Below are 15,893 nucleotides of genomic sequence, written 5' to 3' on the forward strand. Positions count from 1 at the left end.
ACCCCTCCTGCTCAGGCAGGACGGGCCTTACGGCCTGCGACCTCGTGACTCCGACCTCGGGGCTGGCGGCATGAACGAAGCCTGCCAGGATGTCGACATGAGGAGAGGAGCCGGACAGATTGGCCGGAATTCTGAAATCGACGGTCAAGGCGTGTGTCCTCAGGCCTGCCACGCTGATGTCCTCTTCTACCCCAAGGACGGTCGCCGGTGCAGATCGTCGGATTCGTGACGCATTTCAATGGCTGGGGTGACGAATCGATCATTAACGGGCATGAGTGCCGCGCGGCGACGGGTATGACCGGGACACGGGTTTGCGATTTGCAGCCAAGGCCGCTCGTCGCGCAAAAGGCCACGCCACGCATGAGGGAAAGGCGCGGCCCGGTAGGAATTGTCGAACCAGGGGGGAGGGGCAACCTTCCCGGACCTGGTCGGGTAGAGGAGATCAGCATGGCCAACGCTATTCCCTTGGTCCCGATAATGCCCAAGGCTTCTTGATGAGCGAGGAACCAGGCGAGGAATTCGTCGATACGCGCGACGAGGGCGATTCCGGCGACAATCAGGCGGACGGGGCTTTCGAGGACGGCGAGGACGAGATAACGCCATCCCTCGCCAAGCTGGTAACCGGCGCCATCGGCGTCGTCTTCGGCGATATCGGAACCAGTCCTCTTTATACGATTCACGAGGCGTTTCGCGGCGCGCACAACGTCTCGGTCGATCAGACTAATGTCCTGGGACTCGTCTCTTTGGTCGTCTGGTCGTTGCTCGTCGTCGTGACACTTAAATACGTGCTGTTCGTCATGCGGGCCGATAATCGAGGCGAGGGCGGCATTCTGGCCCTTTTGACGCTGGCCAAGCGTGGTGGAGCGTTCAGCATCGGGATGGTCACAGCCATCGGCATCGCCGGTGCCGCTCTCTTCTATGGCGATTCGATCATCACGCCGGCCATGTCGGTGCTCTCGGCCGTGGAGGGCATCACAGTCGTCGCGCCGCAGCTCGACTATGCCGTCGTGCCGGTGGCGGTCGTCATTCTGATCGGTCTCTTTATGGTCCAGCGGCGTGGCACGGCCCATATCGGCGCGCTGTTCGGCCCGGTCATGGTCCTGTGGTTCGCGGTGATCGCCGGCCTTGGCATCATCCAACTGATCCAGAATCCGATGGTGCTTCAGGCGATCAATCCCGTCCATGCAATCGATTTCTTCATTGCCGACGGATTTCGTGCCTTTGCGACGCTGGGTGCCGTCGTTCTGGCGATCACCGGTGGTGAAGCGCTCTATGCCGACATGGGACATTTCGGCAAACGGCCTATCCAGCTGAGCTGGCTCGGTTTCGTCCTGCCCTGTCTGCTGCTTTGCTATCTGGGCCAGGCAGCATTGATCTTGAGCGAACCTAGTGCTGTGGATAATCCGTTCTTCAAGATGGCGCCCGCCTGGTTCCTCATCCCGCTGGTCATCCTGGCAACCGCCGCTACCGTGATCGCATCTCAGGCCGTCATCACCGGCGCCTATTCCATCACGCGCCAAGCGATCCAACTGGGCATCTTCCCGCGCACCCGCATCTGGCATACGAGCGAGAAGCATATCGGCCAGATCTACCTGCCAGCCGTCAACTGGATCCTCTTGATCGGCGTGCTTTTGCTGGTCTTAAGCTTCCGTTCTTCGGCCAACCTCGCCGCCGCCTACGGCATCGCCGTGACGGGGACCATGACGATGACGACGCTCCTCCTATTTAATGTGGTCACCAATCTCTGGCGCTGGAATATCTGGCTGGCCTCGATCGCGCTTCTGGTTTGGCTCACCATCGACCTGGCCTTCCTCGGCGCCAACCTCCTCAAGGTTGCCGATGGCGGCTGGTTGCCGCTGGTGGTGGGGGCTTTGATCTACCTCATCATGAGCACCTGGTATCAAGGACGCGCGGTCGTCACGCGCCATTTCGAGGCGGAGGACCAGCCGCTAGGCACCTTCATCCGGCGCATGCGCGGGGCCGACAGGCAACGTGTGCCAGGAACCGCGGTCTACCTTACCAGCCGTATCGACCGTGTGCCGCAGGCGCTCCAGCTCAATCTCAAGCATAACAAGGTCATGCATGAGCGGATTATCGTCCTCTCGCTCCTCACCGTGGCCGAACCGCGTATAAGGCGCAGCCAGTCGATTACGATCGAGGAGATCATCCCGAACGTGCTCAAGATCGAAGCCCGTTTCGGCTTCATGCAGCATCCGAGCGTGCCCAAAGTCATGCGCGACTGCGAGCGCATGGGTGTGCGCATCGACCAAGGCGGAATTTCCTATATCCTCAGCCGCATCATTCCCGTGCCGACGCAAAAGCGCAGCATGTCGATCTGGCGCGAGCGCCTTTTCGTCGTTATCGCGCAAAATGCGACGAGCGCGGCTGAATTCTTCCGACTGCCGCCAGAACAGACGATCGAGCTTGGAGAGCGTGTTTCGATCTGAAAGATCAAGGCCCGCTTTGGCGCCCTCTTGGGCTCTGTGCTAAATGCGTTCTACGAGGATCGGGAAAGGCTCTTTCATGCCCTACGTCAAGCCGTCGCGGCTCTACGCTTATGCCAAGCTCATCATCGCCAAGATGGGCAGCCGCGAGGAGGAAGCCCATGAGGTGGCCGACCACCTCGTGCGTGCCAATCTGGCAGGCCATGACAGCCATGGCATCGGCATGCTGCCCAGCTATGTCGAGATGTTCGAGAAGGGTCTTTGGATCCCCAATCAGACCCTGACCACGGTTGCAGATGCCGGCGCCCTCCTGATCTTCGAGGCCGCACGAGGGGCGGGGCAGTCAATGGCGGCCGAAGCGACCCGCCGAGGTATCGCGCGGGCGCGTGAGCTTGGCACCTGCGCCATCGCCCTTCGTCACAGCTCCCATATCGGTCGAATCGGCACTTATGGCGAGCAAGCCGCAGCCGAGGGCATGGCCTTCGTGGCTTTCGTTAATGTCGCCGACCACGCCCCCTGGGTTGCCACCTATGGCGGTAGCGATCCACGCCTCGGAACCAACCCGTTCTGCGCGGCGGTGCCAGGGGAAGGCGGCACGCCCCTGGTACTCGACATGGCGACCAGTGCGATCGCCTTTGGCAAGGCACGTGTGGCGCGAAACAAGGGCGTTCCCGTGCCCGACAACTCGCTGATCGACGAGCGGGGCAACGCAACCAACGATCCTCTCCCTATTGTCGACCACCACAAGGGTGCGCTGCTGCCTTTCGGCCTACACAAGGGCTCGGGCCTGGCCATCATGTGCGAGATACTGGGGGCCGCCCTGATCGGTGGTCAGACCATCGTGCAGGAAAAGAAGGAGGGCATTGTCAATAATATGCTGGCTTTCATCGTCGACACGACACGCTTTGGTGGCGGCGATGCCATTCGCCGGGAGATCGATGGCGTGAAAGGCTGGATTAAGGCTGCCCCACCAGCCCCTGGCTTCGACGAGGTGCTCTTGCCGGGCGAGCCCGAACGACGCACGGCAGACCATCGCGGCGCCGAGGGTATCCCGGTTGACGACAAGAGCTGGGCCGACATCGAACATTCGGCCCGCCGGCTTGGCCTCCAGGATGCCGAGATCGACCACGCGCTGCACGGTTGAGGGCAGGCCCGCATGGAGCGCGTCGATTGTGTCGTCGTCGGGGCGGGCGTCGTGGGCCTCGCCATCGCCAAGCGGCTGGCCGAAGCAGGCCGCGAGGTCATCATTCTCGAGCGGGAGCCGCTGATCGGTAGCATTACCAGCGCCCGTAACAGCGAGGTGATCCACGCGGGCATCTATTATCCCCAAGGCAGCCTTAAGGCGCAGCTCTGCATCGAGGGCAAGAGGTTCCTATATGCCTATTGCGCCGAGCGTCGGATCGAGCATCGCCGCTGCGGCAAGCTGATCGTCGCTGTTAACGATGCGCAAGGCGAGCAGCTTCTGCGGATTCGCGCCAACGCCGCCGACCTCGGAATGCCGGATCTTGAATTCTGGCATGGCGAGCGTGCCATGGAGATGGAGCCCGAACTCTTCTGCACGCACGCGCTCTTCTCTCCCACCACCGGCATCATCGACAGCCATGGGTTGATGCTGGCCTATCAAGGGGATGCGGAGGCGGCGGGCGCCATGCTGGCTCTCGAAAGCCCGCTCGAGCGGGCCATTCTACACGACAACGGAATCGAGCTGCATGTGGGTGGGAAGGAGCCCATGCGCATCCTGGCCACGAGCGTCGTCAACAGTGCTGGCCTCGACGCGCCGGACCTGGCACGCCGCACCGAGGGCTTCCCAGTCGAGACGATACCCAAGCCTTATTATTGCAAGGGCAGCTACTACACTCTGACGGGCAAGGCGCCCTTCAGCCGCCTGATCTATCCTGTGCCGGAAAAGGCGGGGCTCGGCGTCCACCTGACAATCGACCTTGGTGGCCAGTGTCGGTTTGGGCCGGATACCGAGTGGATCGAACGCATCGACTACGATGTCGACGCACGTCGAGCAGATGTCTTCTATGCCGCCGTGCGAAGCTATTGGCCGGGTCTGAAGGATGGTGCTCTCGAACCTGGTTATGCTGGGGTACGGCCTAAAATCAGCGCGAGTGGCGAGCCCGCCGCCGATTTTCGGATCGACGGCCCGGCACTTCACGGCGTGCCAGGCCTCGTCAACCTTTACGGGATCGAAAGCCCGGGCCTCACAGCCTCATGGGCAATTGCGTTGCGCGTGGGTCAGGCGCTTGGCATCGACATTCCGTGAGTGCCAAGTCAACGTGCTTTAGCCCATATCTTCGAGATATGAGAGGGCTCTAGACAGGCGGGCTGCCTGGCACCAGCCGGTACGAGCCCATCGAGGCGTTTGCTCCAGGGTCGCTGGTCAGCGTCGTGCGAGGCATTTTGGATGTCCCGCCGCACATTCGTGGCTGGGTCGGCCGTCGATTGAGATGGGGCCGCGGGCCAAGAGTCACGTCGATGATGCTCGCATGCATCATCGACGTGGCGTTCCTGGCACGGAGACGATTAATGCGCGTTTGTCTAACGCCAGGCGTTGCGGGCCTCCTCGCCTCTCGACCATAGATAGCAAGGAAGGACCGGGAGAGCGTCGATGAATAGAGGGCTGAGCCTTCCCGCCACGGTGATGGCCTGGTTCGCCCTTGTCATGATCACGGGCGATCTCGCATGGGTATGGCCGGCGAAGGCCGAGCCGCAGAACATCGGTGTCCTTGCCGCCGATCTCGATGCCTATGTCGATGAAGGTCGCTATTTTTCCGACATCGTCGAGGCCGTCTCCGGCGCGCAGGCGAAGGTTGCCCAGCGGTTGCGGCATAAACGCTCGAACGAGCGGCTGGCCATCGTTCTGGATGTGGACGAGACGGCCCTCTCGAATCTTTCCGAGATCCAGGCCAATGGCTACGCCTATTTCGAGGAACTCCCTTGCCCGATCACACGCGGGGTCCCCTCAAGCCCCTGCGGATTCGCCGCCTGGGCGCAGTCGGGCGCGGCCCCTGCTATCGAGGCGACGCTAGATCTCTACCGCTTCGCCCGCGACCAGGGCGTTGCCGTCTTCTTTGTTTCCAATCGCGCGGAGACCTTGCGCGATGCGACCTCGCGCAATCTCCGCTCCGCCGGTTTCGACCGTTGGGATGGCCTGGTGCTCGAGCCGGCCGCCGCCAATTTCGAATCGGCAGCCGACTTCAAGTCGGCCGAGCGCAAGACCATCGAAGCCAAAGGCTACACGATCATTCTGACCATGGGCGATCAGTGGAGTGATCTCTTGGGCGGCGCCGCCGAAGCCTGGGTGAAGCTTCCCAATCCATTCTATTACATTCCCTGAGGCCGTAGTACCGCCTCTAGCCCTCGGCTCGCAGAGGGCTAGGGTAGGGCACATGGATCGCCGATGAGGGAGGGAGTCGCGCCATGTCTCTGGTCGTCCGTGGAGGTATTGTTGTCAACGCTGATCGGCGTTTTGAAGCTGACGTCCTGGTCGATGCGGGCAAGATCGTGGCCGTCGGCCAGAACCTGCCGATGCCGACCGGCAGCGAGACGATCGATGCGGGCGGCGCTTTCGTGCTTCCGGGCGGCATCGATCCCCATACCCACATGGAAATGCCCTTCATGGGCACGACCGCGATCGAGGATTTCGAGAGCGGCACGGCTTGCATGCTGGCCGGCGGGACGACGATGCTGGTCGACATGTGCCTGCCAGCATCGCAGGAGAGTCTGACCGACGCGCTCGATCACTGGCTGGACATGGCTCGAAAGGCTGTGGCCGATTATTCCTTCCATGTCGCCGTGACCTGGTGGTCCGACCGGGTGGCGCAGCAGATGGCCGCCTGCGTCGATCGCGGCATCAACAGCTTCAAGCACTTCATGGCCTATAAGGGCGCCTTGATGGTCGACGACGAGGTTTTGTTCCAAAGCTTCAGTCGCTGTCGCGAGCTTGGCGCCCTGCCGCTGGTCCATGCCGAAAACGGCGAGGCCGTCTTTCGCATGCAGACCCAACTGCTGGCCCAGGGCATAACCGGACCGGAGGGTCATGCCCTCTCGCGGCCGCCTGAGGTCGAGGCCGAGGCAGCGACGCGCGCCATCATGCTGGCCAAGCTGACCGGTGTGCCACTCTACATCGTCCACACGAGCTGTCGCCAGGTGCATGAGGCGATCGCGCGCGCCCGCGCCGACGGCCAACGGGTCTATGGCGAGCCCTTGATCCAGCATCTCACCCTGGACGAGAGCGTCTACCGCGACGTGGACTGGTCGTTCGCGGCGGCGCGCGTCATGAGCCCGCCCTTTCGCTCCAAGGACCACCAAAAATCGCTCTGGGATGGTCTTCTGGCAGGCTCGCTGCAGGTTGTGGCGACGGACCATTGCGCCTTTACGATCGAGCAGAAGAAGCTTGGTCTCGACAATTTCACCCGCATACCCAATGGCACGGGCGGCCTTGAGGAGCGGATGCCGGTGCTCTGGGACCAGGGTGTGAACACCGGCAGGCTGACGCCCGAGGAATTCGTCGCGACCACCTCGACCAACATCGCCCGCATCTTGAATATTTACCCACGCAAGGGTGTCATCGCGGCCGGGGCGGATGCGGACATCGTGGTCTGGGACCCTGCTGCCACCAAGACGATCAGTTCCTCGACCCACCATTCAAAACTGGACGTGAACGTCTTCGAGGGGATGGAGGTCAAAGGCTATCCCGCCGTCACCCTCAGCAACGGGAGGATCGTCTGGCGGAACGGCAGTCTGGATGTCGAGCGCGGTCGGGGCCACTTCGTCGAACGGCCACCCATGGCACCCGCGTTCATCGCTCAAGCCCTGCGCAACGATCAGACGCGGCCCTCACCCGTGCAGCGTCAGGTCAATCTTCAGCAGACGCCCTGAGGACTCAGACCGGCCACGCCTCCCGACTATAGGCCTTGTCCCAGAAGAGCCACTCATAGCGGCTGGCCGTAAGATAAGCATGGTCCATCTCAAGCCGCTCCCTCGCCGATGCCTCTACGAAGGCTTGATCGGCAAGCGATTCGATGTCGCGAACCGTGCGGCCGAAGGCCTCGTCGGCGTAGGTGTCGATCCATTCCCTGAAGGGATTGCTGCTCGAACTCTGGCCGAACAGGACCTGGCCCACTTCGTAGTAGATCTTAAAGCAGGGTAGGACGGCGGCAACGGCGACGCCGTATCCTGGGCCATGGGCGCGCGCGAGTAGGAAATTGCCATAGGCCTCACAGGTCGGCGAGGGGGGTGTTGCCTCGAAGAGGGCCTGGCTGACGCCAAAGCTCTTGAAGAAGCTCGCATGCAGTCCGCGTTCGACGCGGATGGCGTCCGCAGCACAGTCCGCCAGCCTGATCTGGGCGGCTGCCATCGGCGCCTTTGCGGCTGCCAAAGCGAGTGCCCGCGCGAACACGCCTAGATAATGCGCATCTTGGATCATGTAGAACAGAAAGACGTCGCGATCGAGACGTCCATTCGACATCTCGAGGTTGAAGGGATGCGCCAGGACAGCCTGGTAGATGGGATCGATCTCATTCCACATACGACGAGAAAAACTCATTGACGGTTCCTTGAGCTCGCTTTGTGGTAGCGCTGGCGACAACGATTTATTTACCAGGTTGCGTAAAGATGCATCGAAAGCTGCCGCGACAACACATGACGCATCGGCGGTGAGCGTATCGCCAGGGATAGCCAAGGATGGATGAGCGACGAAAGGTCGTGCGGCGCGAGCGGCAGATGCATTTGCGGATGGCTAAGCTGGCGAGGCAATCGCGCCGCGACGACAAGATCGCGAGGAACCGCGCCGCCGAGCTTGCTATCGTGAGCCATGAGATGCGCGAGCCACTCAATGGCATCATCGGTCTCTCACGCCTTTTGCGCGAGACCAAGCTCGACGAGGAGCAGACCGGTTATGTCGAGGGCGTCCAAACTTCGGCACGAACCCTTCTCGAACTCGTCAACGATCTGCTCGATGCCTCGCGCATCGATGCAGGTGCGCTCGAACTCCTCGACGTGACGTTTCGGCCCTCGCACCTGACGCACGACATCGTTGCCATGCTGCAGCCGCGAGCCGCCATGCGCGGCGTGACCTTCGAGATCATTCTGGCACCCGACATGCCGCCATTCCTGCGGGCGGACCCGGGCCGCCTGCGTCAGATCATCCTGAATCTTGCCACCAACGCCTTGAAGTTCACGCCGGAGGGCTCCGTGCGGGTCTTGATCGGCCTCGTTGGCGCCAAGGACGACGTGGCGACCTTGCAGATCGACGTGGTCGATACCGGCATTGGCGTCGATGCCGCAGCCAGGGAGCGCCTGGGCGGGGCTTTCCAGCAAGGTGATGCATCCATTGGCCAGCTCTATGGTGGCAGCGGACTAGGCCTAATGATTACGCGACGGCTGCTGCATGCCATGGGCGGTGACCTGAGCTGGGAACCGCGGGTCGAAGGAGGCATGCATTTTCGCGCTACCTGCCAGGTGGCCGTCCTTTCGGCGGCGGCCAATCATGGCTCGTCCGCCACGCTCGAAGGACTGAGCCTTCTCGTGGTTGATCGCCAGGAGGACTCGCGCCTTGCCATTTCCGGGCTCGCCAAGCTTTGGGGGATGCGAGTTCGCGGCGCACGCAGCGGTCGCGAGGCGATCACCATCCTTCACGAAGCCTCCGATCGAGGACGGCCGATCGACCTGCTTCTGACGGAATCGCCCTTGAGCGATATGAGCATCGAGGAATTCGTTAGCCGACTTGGCGACGCGCCGCATCTAGCCTCGACTCGGCTGATCCTGCAAACCGCGGCCGGCATGCGGGGCGATGCCGCTTGGGCCAAGGAAATGGGGTTTGCCGCCTATCTGCCAAAGCCGGTGGCAAGCGACATTTTGCGCGCCTGCCTTCAGCAGGCGGCCGCAGTCGACGAGCCGGCGCAACCGCTGATCACCGTCCATGGGCTCGCGGAATCGCGGCGATCGCTCTCGATCCTCGTTGTCGACGACAATCCAGTCAATCGACGGCTGGCCTCGATTCTCCTGGAGCGTGCGGGCCACCGCGTGGCGATCGCGGAGGATGGGGCAGGCGCGCTGGCGGCAGTTGAACGAACGACGTTCGATGCGATTTTGATGGATGTCCAGATGCCTGGCATGGACGGTCTCGAGGCCTCGCGGCTAATCCGCAGGCTGGAATCGCCGCTCGCCCGCAGCGTGCCCATCGTGGCCTTGACGGCGAACGCGACCAGCGATTCGGGACGACAATGCCGCGAGGCTGGCATGGATGATTATGTCACCAAACCCATCGATGGTGCGCGTCTAGTCGCCATTCTCGAGCGCCTGGTCCGACAGCGGCAGCGGGCGGCCTAAAGAGCGAAGCTATCGAGGCGCCGTTGCCGCGCGCGCCCGCAGCGCCTAGATTGCGCGGCGCTTGCGCGTGGCATCCAGCCCGCTCCTGCGTTGCCTTGCCGATGTCGGGTCATGCCCGATGCCCTTTGCCCATCGAATCCGGGTTTCTTGATGCGCCTGTCTCGCTACTTCCTTCCCGTCATGAAAGAGGCGCCGGCCGAGGCCGAGATCGTCAGCCACAAGCTGATGCTCCGCGCCGGCATGATCCAGCAGCAATCCGCCGGCATCTATAGCTGGCTGCCGCTGGGCTATGCCGTACTGCGCAAGGTGGAGCAGATCGTGCGGGAGGAGATGAATGCCGCCGGTGCGATCGAGATCCTGATGCCGACGATCCAGTCGGCCGATCTCTGGCGGGAGAGCGGTCGTTACGATGCCTACGGCAAGGAAATGTTGCGGATCCAGGACCGGCACGAGCGTGACATGCTCTTTGGCCCGACGAACGAGGAGATGGTCACTGACATCTTCCGTCGCCATGTCCGCAGCTACCGGCAGCTACCGCTCAATCTCTATCACATCCAGTGGAAATTCCGTGACGAGATCCGCCCGCGCTTTGGCGTCATGCGCGGCCGCGAATTTCTGATGAAGGACGCCTATTCCTTCGATATCGATTTCGAGGGCGCCAAACGCTCCTATGAGGCGATGTTCGTGGCTTATCTGCGGGCCTTTCGGCGCATGGGCCTGACCGCCATTCCGATGCAGGCGGAGACTGGGCCCATCGGTGGAGACCTGTCGCACGAGTTCCAGATCCTGGCGCCGACCGGTGAGAGTGCCGTTTATTACGACGCAGCGTTCGAGGAGGTCGACTTTGCTTCTCCCGACCTCGATGTCGAGGAACTGAAACGGTTTTATGCCGCTGCCGACGAGAAGCATGACGCGGCCGCCTGTACCGTGCCGCCCGAGCGACTGCGCACCGGTCGCGGCGTCGAGGTGGGCCATATCTTCTATTTCGGGACGAAATATTCAGTGCCGCTCAAGGGCGTCGTGACGGGGCCGGACGGTGCCGAGGTGCCCGTCCACATGGGTTCCTACGGCATCGGCGTTTCTCGACTTGTGGGCGCCCTGATCGAGGCCTTTCACGACGATCAAGGGATCGTCTGGCCGGAATCGGTGGCACCCTTCAAAGTCGGCATCGTTAACCTGCGGCCGGAGGACGAAGCGACGAATGGCGTCGCCGAGACCATCTACGAGGCGCTTCAAAAGGCCGGGGTCGACGTGCTGCTCGATGATCGCAATGAGCGACCCGGCGTCAAGTTCGCTTCGATGGACCTGATCGGTCTGCCTTGGCAGGTCACCGTCGGTCCAAGGGGAGCGGCCGCGGGACTGGCGGAGCTGAAGTCACGTCGCGGCGGCGACAAGGTCGAGATCGGCGTGGACGCGCTGATCCAGCGGCTCACCCAGTCCTGACCAGGCTCCTTTTCGGGAATCGCCCATGATCTTTGGCTCGGTCGAGCGTCTCGTCGCCTGGCGCTATCTTCGCCCACGGCGCCAGGAAGGGTTCGTCTCGCTCATCGCCAGCTTCGCGTTCCTGGGCATTCTCCTCGGTGTAGGCACGTTGATCGTCGTGCTGGCGGTGATGAACGGTTTTCGCGACGAGCTCATGGGCCGCATCCTGGGCTTCAACGGCCACGCGAATGTGATCTCCGGACCAGCCGGCATTGCCGATTTCGATAGCGTCGTCGGGCGGCTTCGGCAGGTGAATGGCGTGATCAGCGTCATGCCCTATGTCGAGGGACAGGTCATGGCCAGCGCCAATGAGGTGAGCTCTGGCGCGGTGGTGCGGGGCGTTCGGCCCCATGATCTCGCCGTGCAGCCTTTGTTTAACGACCATATCGTCCTAGGCCGCCTGGACTCGCTCGGGCAGACGGACACAGCCGTCATCGGCTCGCGCATGGCTGGCCGGATGGGACTGACGGTCGGGTCGAACATCACGCTGATCTCCCCGCAGGGTGCGGCCACTGCTTTCGGCACCATTCCCCGGGTCAAAACCTTCAAGGTAGGGGCCATCTACGAAGTCGGCATGTACGAATACGACAATGCCTTTGTCTTCATTCCGCTGGCTGACGCCCAGGCCTATTTCCAGCTCGACGATCGGGCGAATGCGATCGAGATCAAGCTCGACGATCCGGAACGCATCGGCCGGGTGGCGCCAAGCCTGCAGCAGCAGCTTGGCAGCGGGCCCCTGCGCCTTGTGACGTGGCAGCAAATGAATCTCAGTTTCTTCACCGCGCTCGAGGTGGAGCGCAACGTGATGTTTTTGATCCTGACGCTCATCATCATAGTTGCCGCTTTCAACATTATTACCGGGCTGACGATGCTTGTGCGCAGCAAGGCGCGCGACATCGCCATCCTGCGCACCATTGGTGCCTCGCGCGGCTCAATCATGCGCATTTTCTTTCTTGCCGGCGCATCGATCGGCATTGCCGGCACACTGGCGGGCTTCCTGGTCGGCCTTGCCTTTGCCACTAACATCGACACGATCCGCATGTGGCTTCAAAGCCTGACGGGCGTCGATCTCTGGTCGCCCGAGATCCGCTTCCTGTCGCAGCTCCCGGCCAGGGTCGAGTTCGACGACACGCTTCGCGTCGTCCTCATGGGGGTCGGCCTCTCCTTCCTTGCCACACTCTATCCCGCCTTCAAGGCAGCCCGAACGGATCCGGTCGAAGCTCTCCGCTATGAATGACGTCTTAAAGTTGGAATCGGTCTGCCGATCGTTCGAGCAAGCTGGCGCGCGCGTCGATGTGCTGCGTGGCGTCGATCTCGCCATCCCGATGGGCAGCATCGTCGCCCTCGTCGGGCCCTCCGGTTCCGGAAAGTCAACGCTGCTCCATCTAGCGGGCCTCTTGGAGCGGCCGGATAGCGGGCGCGTCTTCATCCAGGACCGTGAGGTCAGCAAGCTCAGCGACGGCGAGCGGACGCGCATCCGGCGTGGCCAGATAGGCTTCGTCTATCAGTTCCACCATCTATTGCCCGATTTTCAGGCGCTCGAGAACGTCATGATGCCGCAACTCATCGCCGGACGGGGCAAGGCCGAGGCACGCGCCCGGGCGATCGACCTGCTCACACGGTTAGGCCTTGCACATCGTCTCGATCACCGGCCCGGACGTCTCTCCGGCGGCGAGCAGCAGCGTGTGGCCATCGCCCGTGCCCTGGCTAATGAGCCGGCTCTAATTCTGGCCGACGAGCCGACCGGCAATCTCGACATCGCGACCGCCGATGCCGTCTTTGACGCATTTATCGAGCTTGCGCGTGACGCGAAGATCTCCGCTCTGATTGCGACCCACAATCCCGATCTTGCCGCACGCATGGATGCAACCTATCGCGTCGTCGAGGGTCGCCTTGAGCAAGCCTGAGGGAGAGCAAAGCGCATGACCAGCATGGCGATTACGCGACGACCCGTCCTTGCGGGGTTGGGCAGCCTGCTCGCCGGCACGGTCGCGGTCGGTCGTGGTCAGGCGGCGGCGTTGAATTTTGTCAGGATCGGCACGGCGCGAGGCGGCGGCAGCTACGCCCAGCTTGGGAAGGCGATGGTCGCAGCCTTATCCTCGCCCCCGGGCGCTGCTTGCGATACCGCCAGCAGCTGCGGTCTTCCCGGCGCAATCGTCACCGCACAGCCCTCGGCCGGCTCGCGGGCCAACGTCAAGGCGCTGGTCGATTCGGGCATCGAGTTTGCCCTGTGCCAAGCGGATGTCGCGACATGGCTGGCCAAGGGCGAGGGGCCGCTTCGAACCGGTGCCAATGTCGATTCGCTACGTGTCGTCGCGGCGCTCGGCGACGAGGCCGTTCATCTGCTGGTGCGCGCGGATGCCGGCATCGGCGCTATCGGCGATCTGCGCGGCAAGCGCGTGGCTCTGGGCGAGGAGGGCTCGGGCACCAGGGTCGACGCTGATTTCGTCCTTGGTGCTTTCGGAATTCAGCCGGCCGACCTGCAAGCAAGCAACGTGTTGCCCCTGCAGGCCTTGCGTGGCCTTCTGGATGGCCAGCTGGACGCCGCGTTCCTCACGGGCGCGGCACCGCTTCGCGAGGTGAACGCGAAAGATGCCCAAGGCGAATTGGCCCCGTTCGCCGGTCGGATCGCACTTCTCCCCCTGGACGGGCCGGAACTGCAGCCCTTCCTCGCCAATGGCAGCTTGTTGACACGCACCACATTGGCCGAGGGGCTTTATGGCATCGTGCCGCCGGGTGGTCTGGCGACGCTTTCCACGCGGACGCTGCTCGTGACGATGCGCCAGCAACAAGCGCGGTGGGTCAGCGCTTTTACCGCGGCCCTCTGGTCGTCGGCCGTGCAGCAAGAGCTGCAGCGAGCCGGCTTCAACCTGAAGGGCGCGGCCGAAGCGATTCGCGACCTGCCCTTGATGTTGCATGATGGCGCGCTGAAGCAGTATCGCGCCATGGGCCTCGCCTGATCAGCCGACCGTCGCCGCCGGATCGTCCCGGTCCTTACCCCTGTCATTGGCAGGCCAGCCAAGTCCGCCGCGCCAGCGGTGCGGCCCGGCCAATCTTCCCGGCGACCGGCAATGCCTGTCGAGGAGGTCCAGCATGTCCCGGGTCGCTTCCCGCTGGCTGTTGGCATAGTGCGCCGCCGCTTCGATCGCCTCAGTGGTTGGATGCCGCTCGTCGAAGACGGCGCGCTCCAGCCTCGCCGCTCGTTCGGCTCGCCAGAAGGACATGGTGATCGCCCAAACAAGGTGCGATTCGATGGCACCGTTGGGATCAAGTTCGGCTTTTAGCTTCTCGTGCAGCGCTTCGAGAAGTTCCGGATTTTCGTGCCGTGTCGTGTAGGCCACGAAAGGCGATGGCTCGTTGGAGGGCTTGGCGGCACGGCGATCTGCAAACATTTCCTCAGGCGCTCCTTGGTATCGAAAAGGAAACCATGAAGATCCGGACGATCTTAATCAACAACTTATGATTGGGGTTTAGTCTAGGTTTCCTTCGAATAAGGAAGGCACACGCGCTGCATTTAGACGGCGTTCACAATGCATTCCCGGGAGATTGCCGGGGAATTTTGCTTAACCATCGACCATCAGGTGGCAACGCGTCTAAAATGTCTGATCAAGGCATCGACCTCGGGGCTTGTCGCGTCTGGACACGAAGACGTCGTGATCATTGCCGATCACACGCTCCTGGTCAGCTAGATCTCCCAACTGATCAGTCATGGGATTGCGGCCGGAGGCACCTCGCGATCTGATCAGCGCATGCTTGGATGACGGAGCCCAAATGGACTTGACGATCCCGCGAATACCGCTCGACGACTGGTGCGATCAGCTGCTCACCTGGCTCACCGATCATCTCTCCGGCGTGACCCGCGTCTTGAGTCGTGCCGTGTCAGGCTGGATCAGCAATCTGTCTGATCTTCTGCAGGTCATCCCGCCCTGGGCCTTCATCATCGTCGTTGGCCTGCTCGCTTGGCGAGTGGCCGGCTGGCGGATCGCGCTCATGAGCATCATTGGGCTGGCCTTCCTTTGGAATCTGGGCCTTTGGGATCCGATGATCATCACGCTCGTCCTTGTCGTGCTCTCCACAGCGGCGGCCGTGATCATTGGCCTGCCGATTGGGATCGCCTGCGCGCTCAGCAAGCGCACCTGGAAAACCGTGGCGCCGATCATGGATCTGGCGCAGACGATGCCAAGCTTCGTCTACCTCATCCCAGCCATTCCTTTCTTCGGCCTGGGCCCGGTCTCGGCCTGCTTCGCGACCGTCATTTTTGCCATGCCGCCGACTATCCGCCTGACAGCGCTGGGGATCATGCAGGTGCCGGGCGAGATGGTCGAAGCTTCCGAGGCCTTCGGCTCAACGCGTTGGCAAAAGCTTTGGAAGGTCCAGATTCCGACAGCGCTGCCGACGATCATGGCGGGTATCAATCAGACTATCATGCTGTCGCTCTCGATGGTCGTGATCGCGGCGATGATCGGAGCGGGTGGCCTCGGTCGTGAGGTTTGGAGCGCCATTCAGCGCCTTGAGGCGGGCAAGGGCTTCCAGGCTGGCATCGCAATCGCCATCGTTGCCATCATCCTGGATCGGATCACGCAGGCCGTTTCGCGTCGACCGCAGTCACGCTGATCCGCCTCCCCACCG

At 62.5% G+C, this 15,893-nt stretch carries 13 protein-coding genes; 11 read left to right on the forward strand and 2 right to left on the reverse strand.

The window, feature by feature from the left end:
- Positions 1-494: 494 nt before the first annotated feature.
- The 5 genes from CFB17_RS11120 (at position 495) to hydA (ending at position 7,331) form a co-directional block, all read left to right on the forward strand.
- Positions 495-2,447 (forward strand): potassium transporter Kup, encoded by a 1,953-nt coding sequence (locus CFB17_RS11120; RefSeq protein ID WP_088561624.1) that lies wholly within the window; start codon positions 495-497, stop codon positions 2,445-2,447.
- A gap of 76 nt (positions 2,448-2,523) precedes the next feature.
- A complete protein-coding gene (locus tag CFB17_RS11125; RefSeq protein WP_088561625.1) occupies positions 2,524-3,588 on the forward strand; it encodes a malate/lactate/ureidoglycolate dehydrogenase in 1,065 nt (354 codons plus the stop codon).
- A 12-nt stretch (positions 3,589-3,600) separates the two neighbouring features.
- On the forward strand, positions 3,601-4,713 hold the full coding sequence (locus CFB17_RS11130; protein WP_088561626.1) for an NAD(P)/FAD-dependent oxidoreductase: 1,113 nt from the start codon (positions 3,601-3,603) through the stop codon (positions 4,711-4,713).
- Positions 4,714-5,058: 345 nt separating this feature from the next.
- Positions 5,059-5,787 (forward strand): HAD family acid phosphatase, encoded by a 729-nt coding sequence (locus CFB17_RS11135; protein ID WP_088561627.1) that lies wholly within the window; start codon positions 5,059-5,061, stop codon positions 5,785-5,787.
- 83 nt (positions 5,788-5,870) lie between these two features.
- On the forward strand, positions 5,871-7,331 hold the full coding sequence (gene hydA, locus CFB17_RS11140) for a dihydropyrimidinase (protein WP_088561628.1): 1,461 nt from the start codon (positions 5,871-5,873) through the stop codon (positions 7,329-7,331).
- A 4-nt stretch (positions 7,332-7,335) separates the two neighbouring features.
- On the opposite strand, the gene CFB17_RS11145 is transcribed toward hydA, so the two are convergent.
- Positions 7,336-7,998, reverse strand: coding sequence for a TenA family protein (locus CFB17_RS11145; RefSeq protein WP_088561629.1), 663 nt, complete (start codon positions 7,996-7,998; stop codon positions 7,336-7,338).
- 137 nt (positions 7,999-8,135) lie between these two features.
- On the opposite strand from CFB17_RS11145, the gene CFB17_RS11150 reads away from it, so the two are divergent.
- From CFB17_RS11150 to CFB17_RS11170, 5 genes are all read left to right on the forward strand, one after another.
- Complete coding sequence (locus CFB17_RS11150) at positions 8,136-9,782, forward strand: response regulator (RefSeq protein WP_088561630.1); 1,647 nt, start codon at positions 8,136-8,138, stop codon at positions 9,780-9,782.
- Positions 9,783-9,932: 150 nt separating this feature from the next.
- Complete coding sequence (gene proS / locus CFB17_RS11155; protein ID WP_088561789.1) at positions 9,933-11,225, forward strand: proline--tRNA ligase; 1,293 nt, start codon at positions 9,933-9,935, stop codon at positions 11,223-11,225.
- 25 nt (positions 11,226-11,250) lie between these two features.
- A complete protein-coding gene (locus tag CFB17_RS11160; protein WP_088561631.1) occupies positions 11,251-12,501 on the forward strand; it encodes a lipoprotein-releasing ABC transporter permease subunit in 1,251 nt (416 codons plus the stop codon).
- Positions 12,494-13,171, forward strand: a complete 678-nt coding sequence (locus CFB17_RS11165; protein WP_088561632.1) for an ABC transporter ATP-binding protein — start codon at positions 12,494-12,496, stop codon at positions 13,169-13,171. The genes CFB17_RS11160 and CFB17_RS11165 overlap by 8 nt, the downstream gene beginning before the upstream one ends.
- Before the next feature lie 15 nt (positions 13,172-13,186).
- A complete protein-coding gene (locus CFB17_RS11170; RefSeq protein ID WP_088561633.1) occupies positions 13,187-14,224 on the forward strand; it encodes a TAXI family TRAP transporter solute-binding subunit in 1,038 nt (345 codons plus the stop codon).
- Here CFB17_RS11170 and CFB17_RS11175 read toward each other — a convergent pair whose 3' ends face one another.
- Positions 14,225-14,656 carry a hypothetical protein gene (locus tag CFB17_RS11175; protein WP_088561634.1) on the reverse strand — a complete coding sequence of 144 codons (432 nt, stop codon included), beginning with the start codon at positions 14,654-14,656 and terminating at the stop codon, positions 14,225-14,227. It lies immediately after the preceding gene.
- A 379-nt stretch (positions 14,657-15,035) separates the two neighbouring features.
- Between CFB17_RS11175 and CFB17_RS11180 the strand changes: the two genes are divergently transcribed.
- Positions 15,036-15,878, forward strand: a complete 843-nt coding sequence (locus CFB17_RS11180) for an ABC transporter permease (protein ID WP_088561790.1) — start codon at positions 15,036-15,038, stop codon at positions 15,876-15,878.
- Positions 15,879-15,893 lie beyond the last annotated feature (15 nt).

This window comes from Arboricoccus pini (assembly GCF_900187945.1).
In the GTDB taxonomy this organism is placed as follows: domain Bacteria; phylum Pseudomonadota; class Alphaproteobacteria; order Geminicoccales; family Geminicoccaceae; genus Arboricoccus; species Arboricoccus pini.

Coding starts and splice junctions, on each gene's coding strand:
- hydA (WP_088561628.1), top strand. CDS start 5,871: ATGTCTCTGGTCGTCCGTGGAGGTATTGTTGTCAACGCTGATCGGCGT.
- CFB17_RS11180 (WP_088561790.1), top strand. CDS start 15,036: ATGGACTTGACGATCCCGCGAATACCGCTCGACGACTGGTGCGATCAG.
- CFB17_RS11150 (WP_088561630.1), top strand. CDS start 8,136: ATGGATGAGCGACGAAAGGTCGTGCGGCGCGAGCGGCAGATGCATTTG.
- CFB17_RS11125 (WP_088561625.1), top strand. CDS start 2,524: ATGCCCTACGTCAAGCCGTCGCGGCTCTACGCTTATGCCAAGCTCATC.
- CFB17_RS11160 (WP_088561631.1), top strand. CDS start 11,251: ATGATCTTTGGCTCGGTCGAGCGTCTCGTCGCCTGGCGCTATCTTCGC.
- CFB17_RS11130 (WP_088561626.1), top strand. CDS start 3,601: ATGGAGCGCGTCGATTGTGTCGTCGTCGGGGCGGGCGTCGTGGGCCTC.
- CFB17_RS11145 (WP_088561629.1), bottom strand. CDS start 7,998: ATGAGTTTTTCTCGTCGTATGTGGAATGAGATCGATCCCATCTACCAG.
- CFB17_RS11135 (WP_088561627.1), top strand. CDS start 5,059: ATGAATAGAGGGCTGAGCCTTCCCGCCACGGTGATGGCCTGGTTCGCC.
- proS (WP_088561789.1), top strand. CDS start 9,933: ATGCGCCTGTCTCGCTACTTCCTTCCCGTCATGAAAGAGGCGCCGGCC.
- CFB17_RS11175 (WP_088561634.1), bottom strand. CDS start 14,656: ATGTTTGCAGATCGCCGTGCCGCCAAGCCCTCCAACGAGCCATCGCCT.
- CFB17_RS11170 (WP_088561633.1), top strand. CDS start 13,187: ATGACCAGCATGGCGATTACGCGACGACCCGTCCTTGCGGGGTTGGGC.
- CFB17_RS11165 (WP_088561632.1), top strand. CDS start 12,494: ATGAATGACGTCTTAAAGTTGGAATCGGTCTGCCGATCGTTCGAGCAA.
- CFB17_RS11120 (WP_088561624.1), top strand. CDS start 495: ATGAGCGAGGAACCAGGCGAGGAATTCGTCGATACGCGCGACGAGGGC.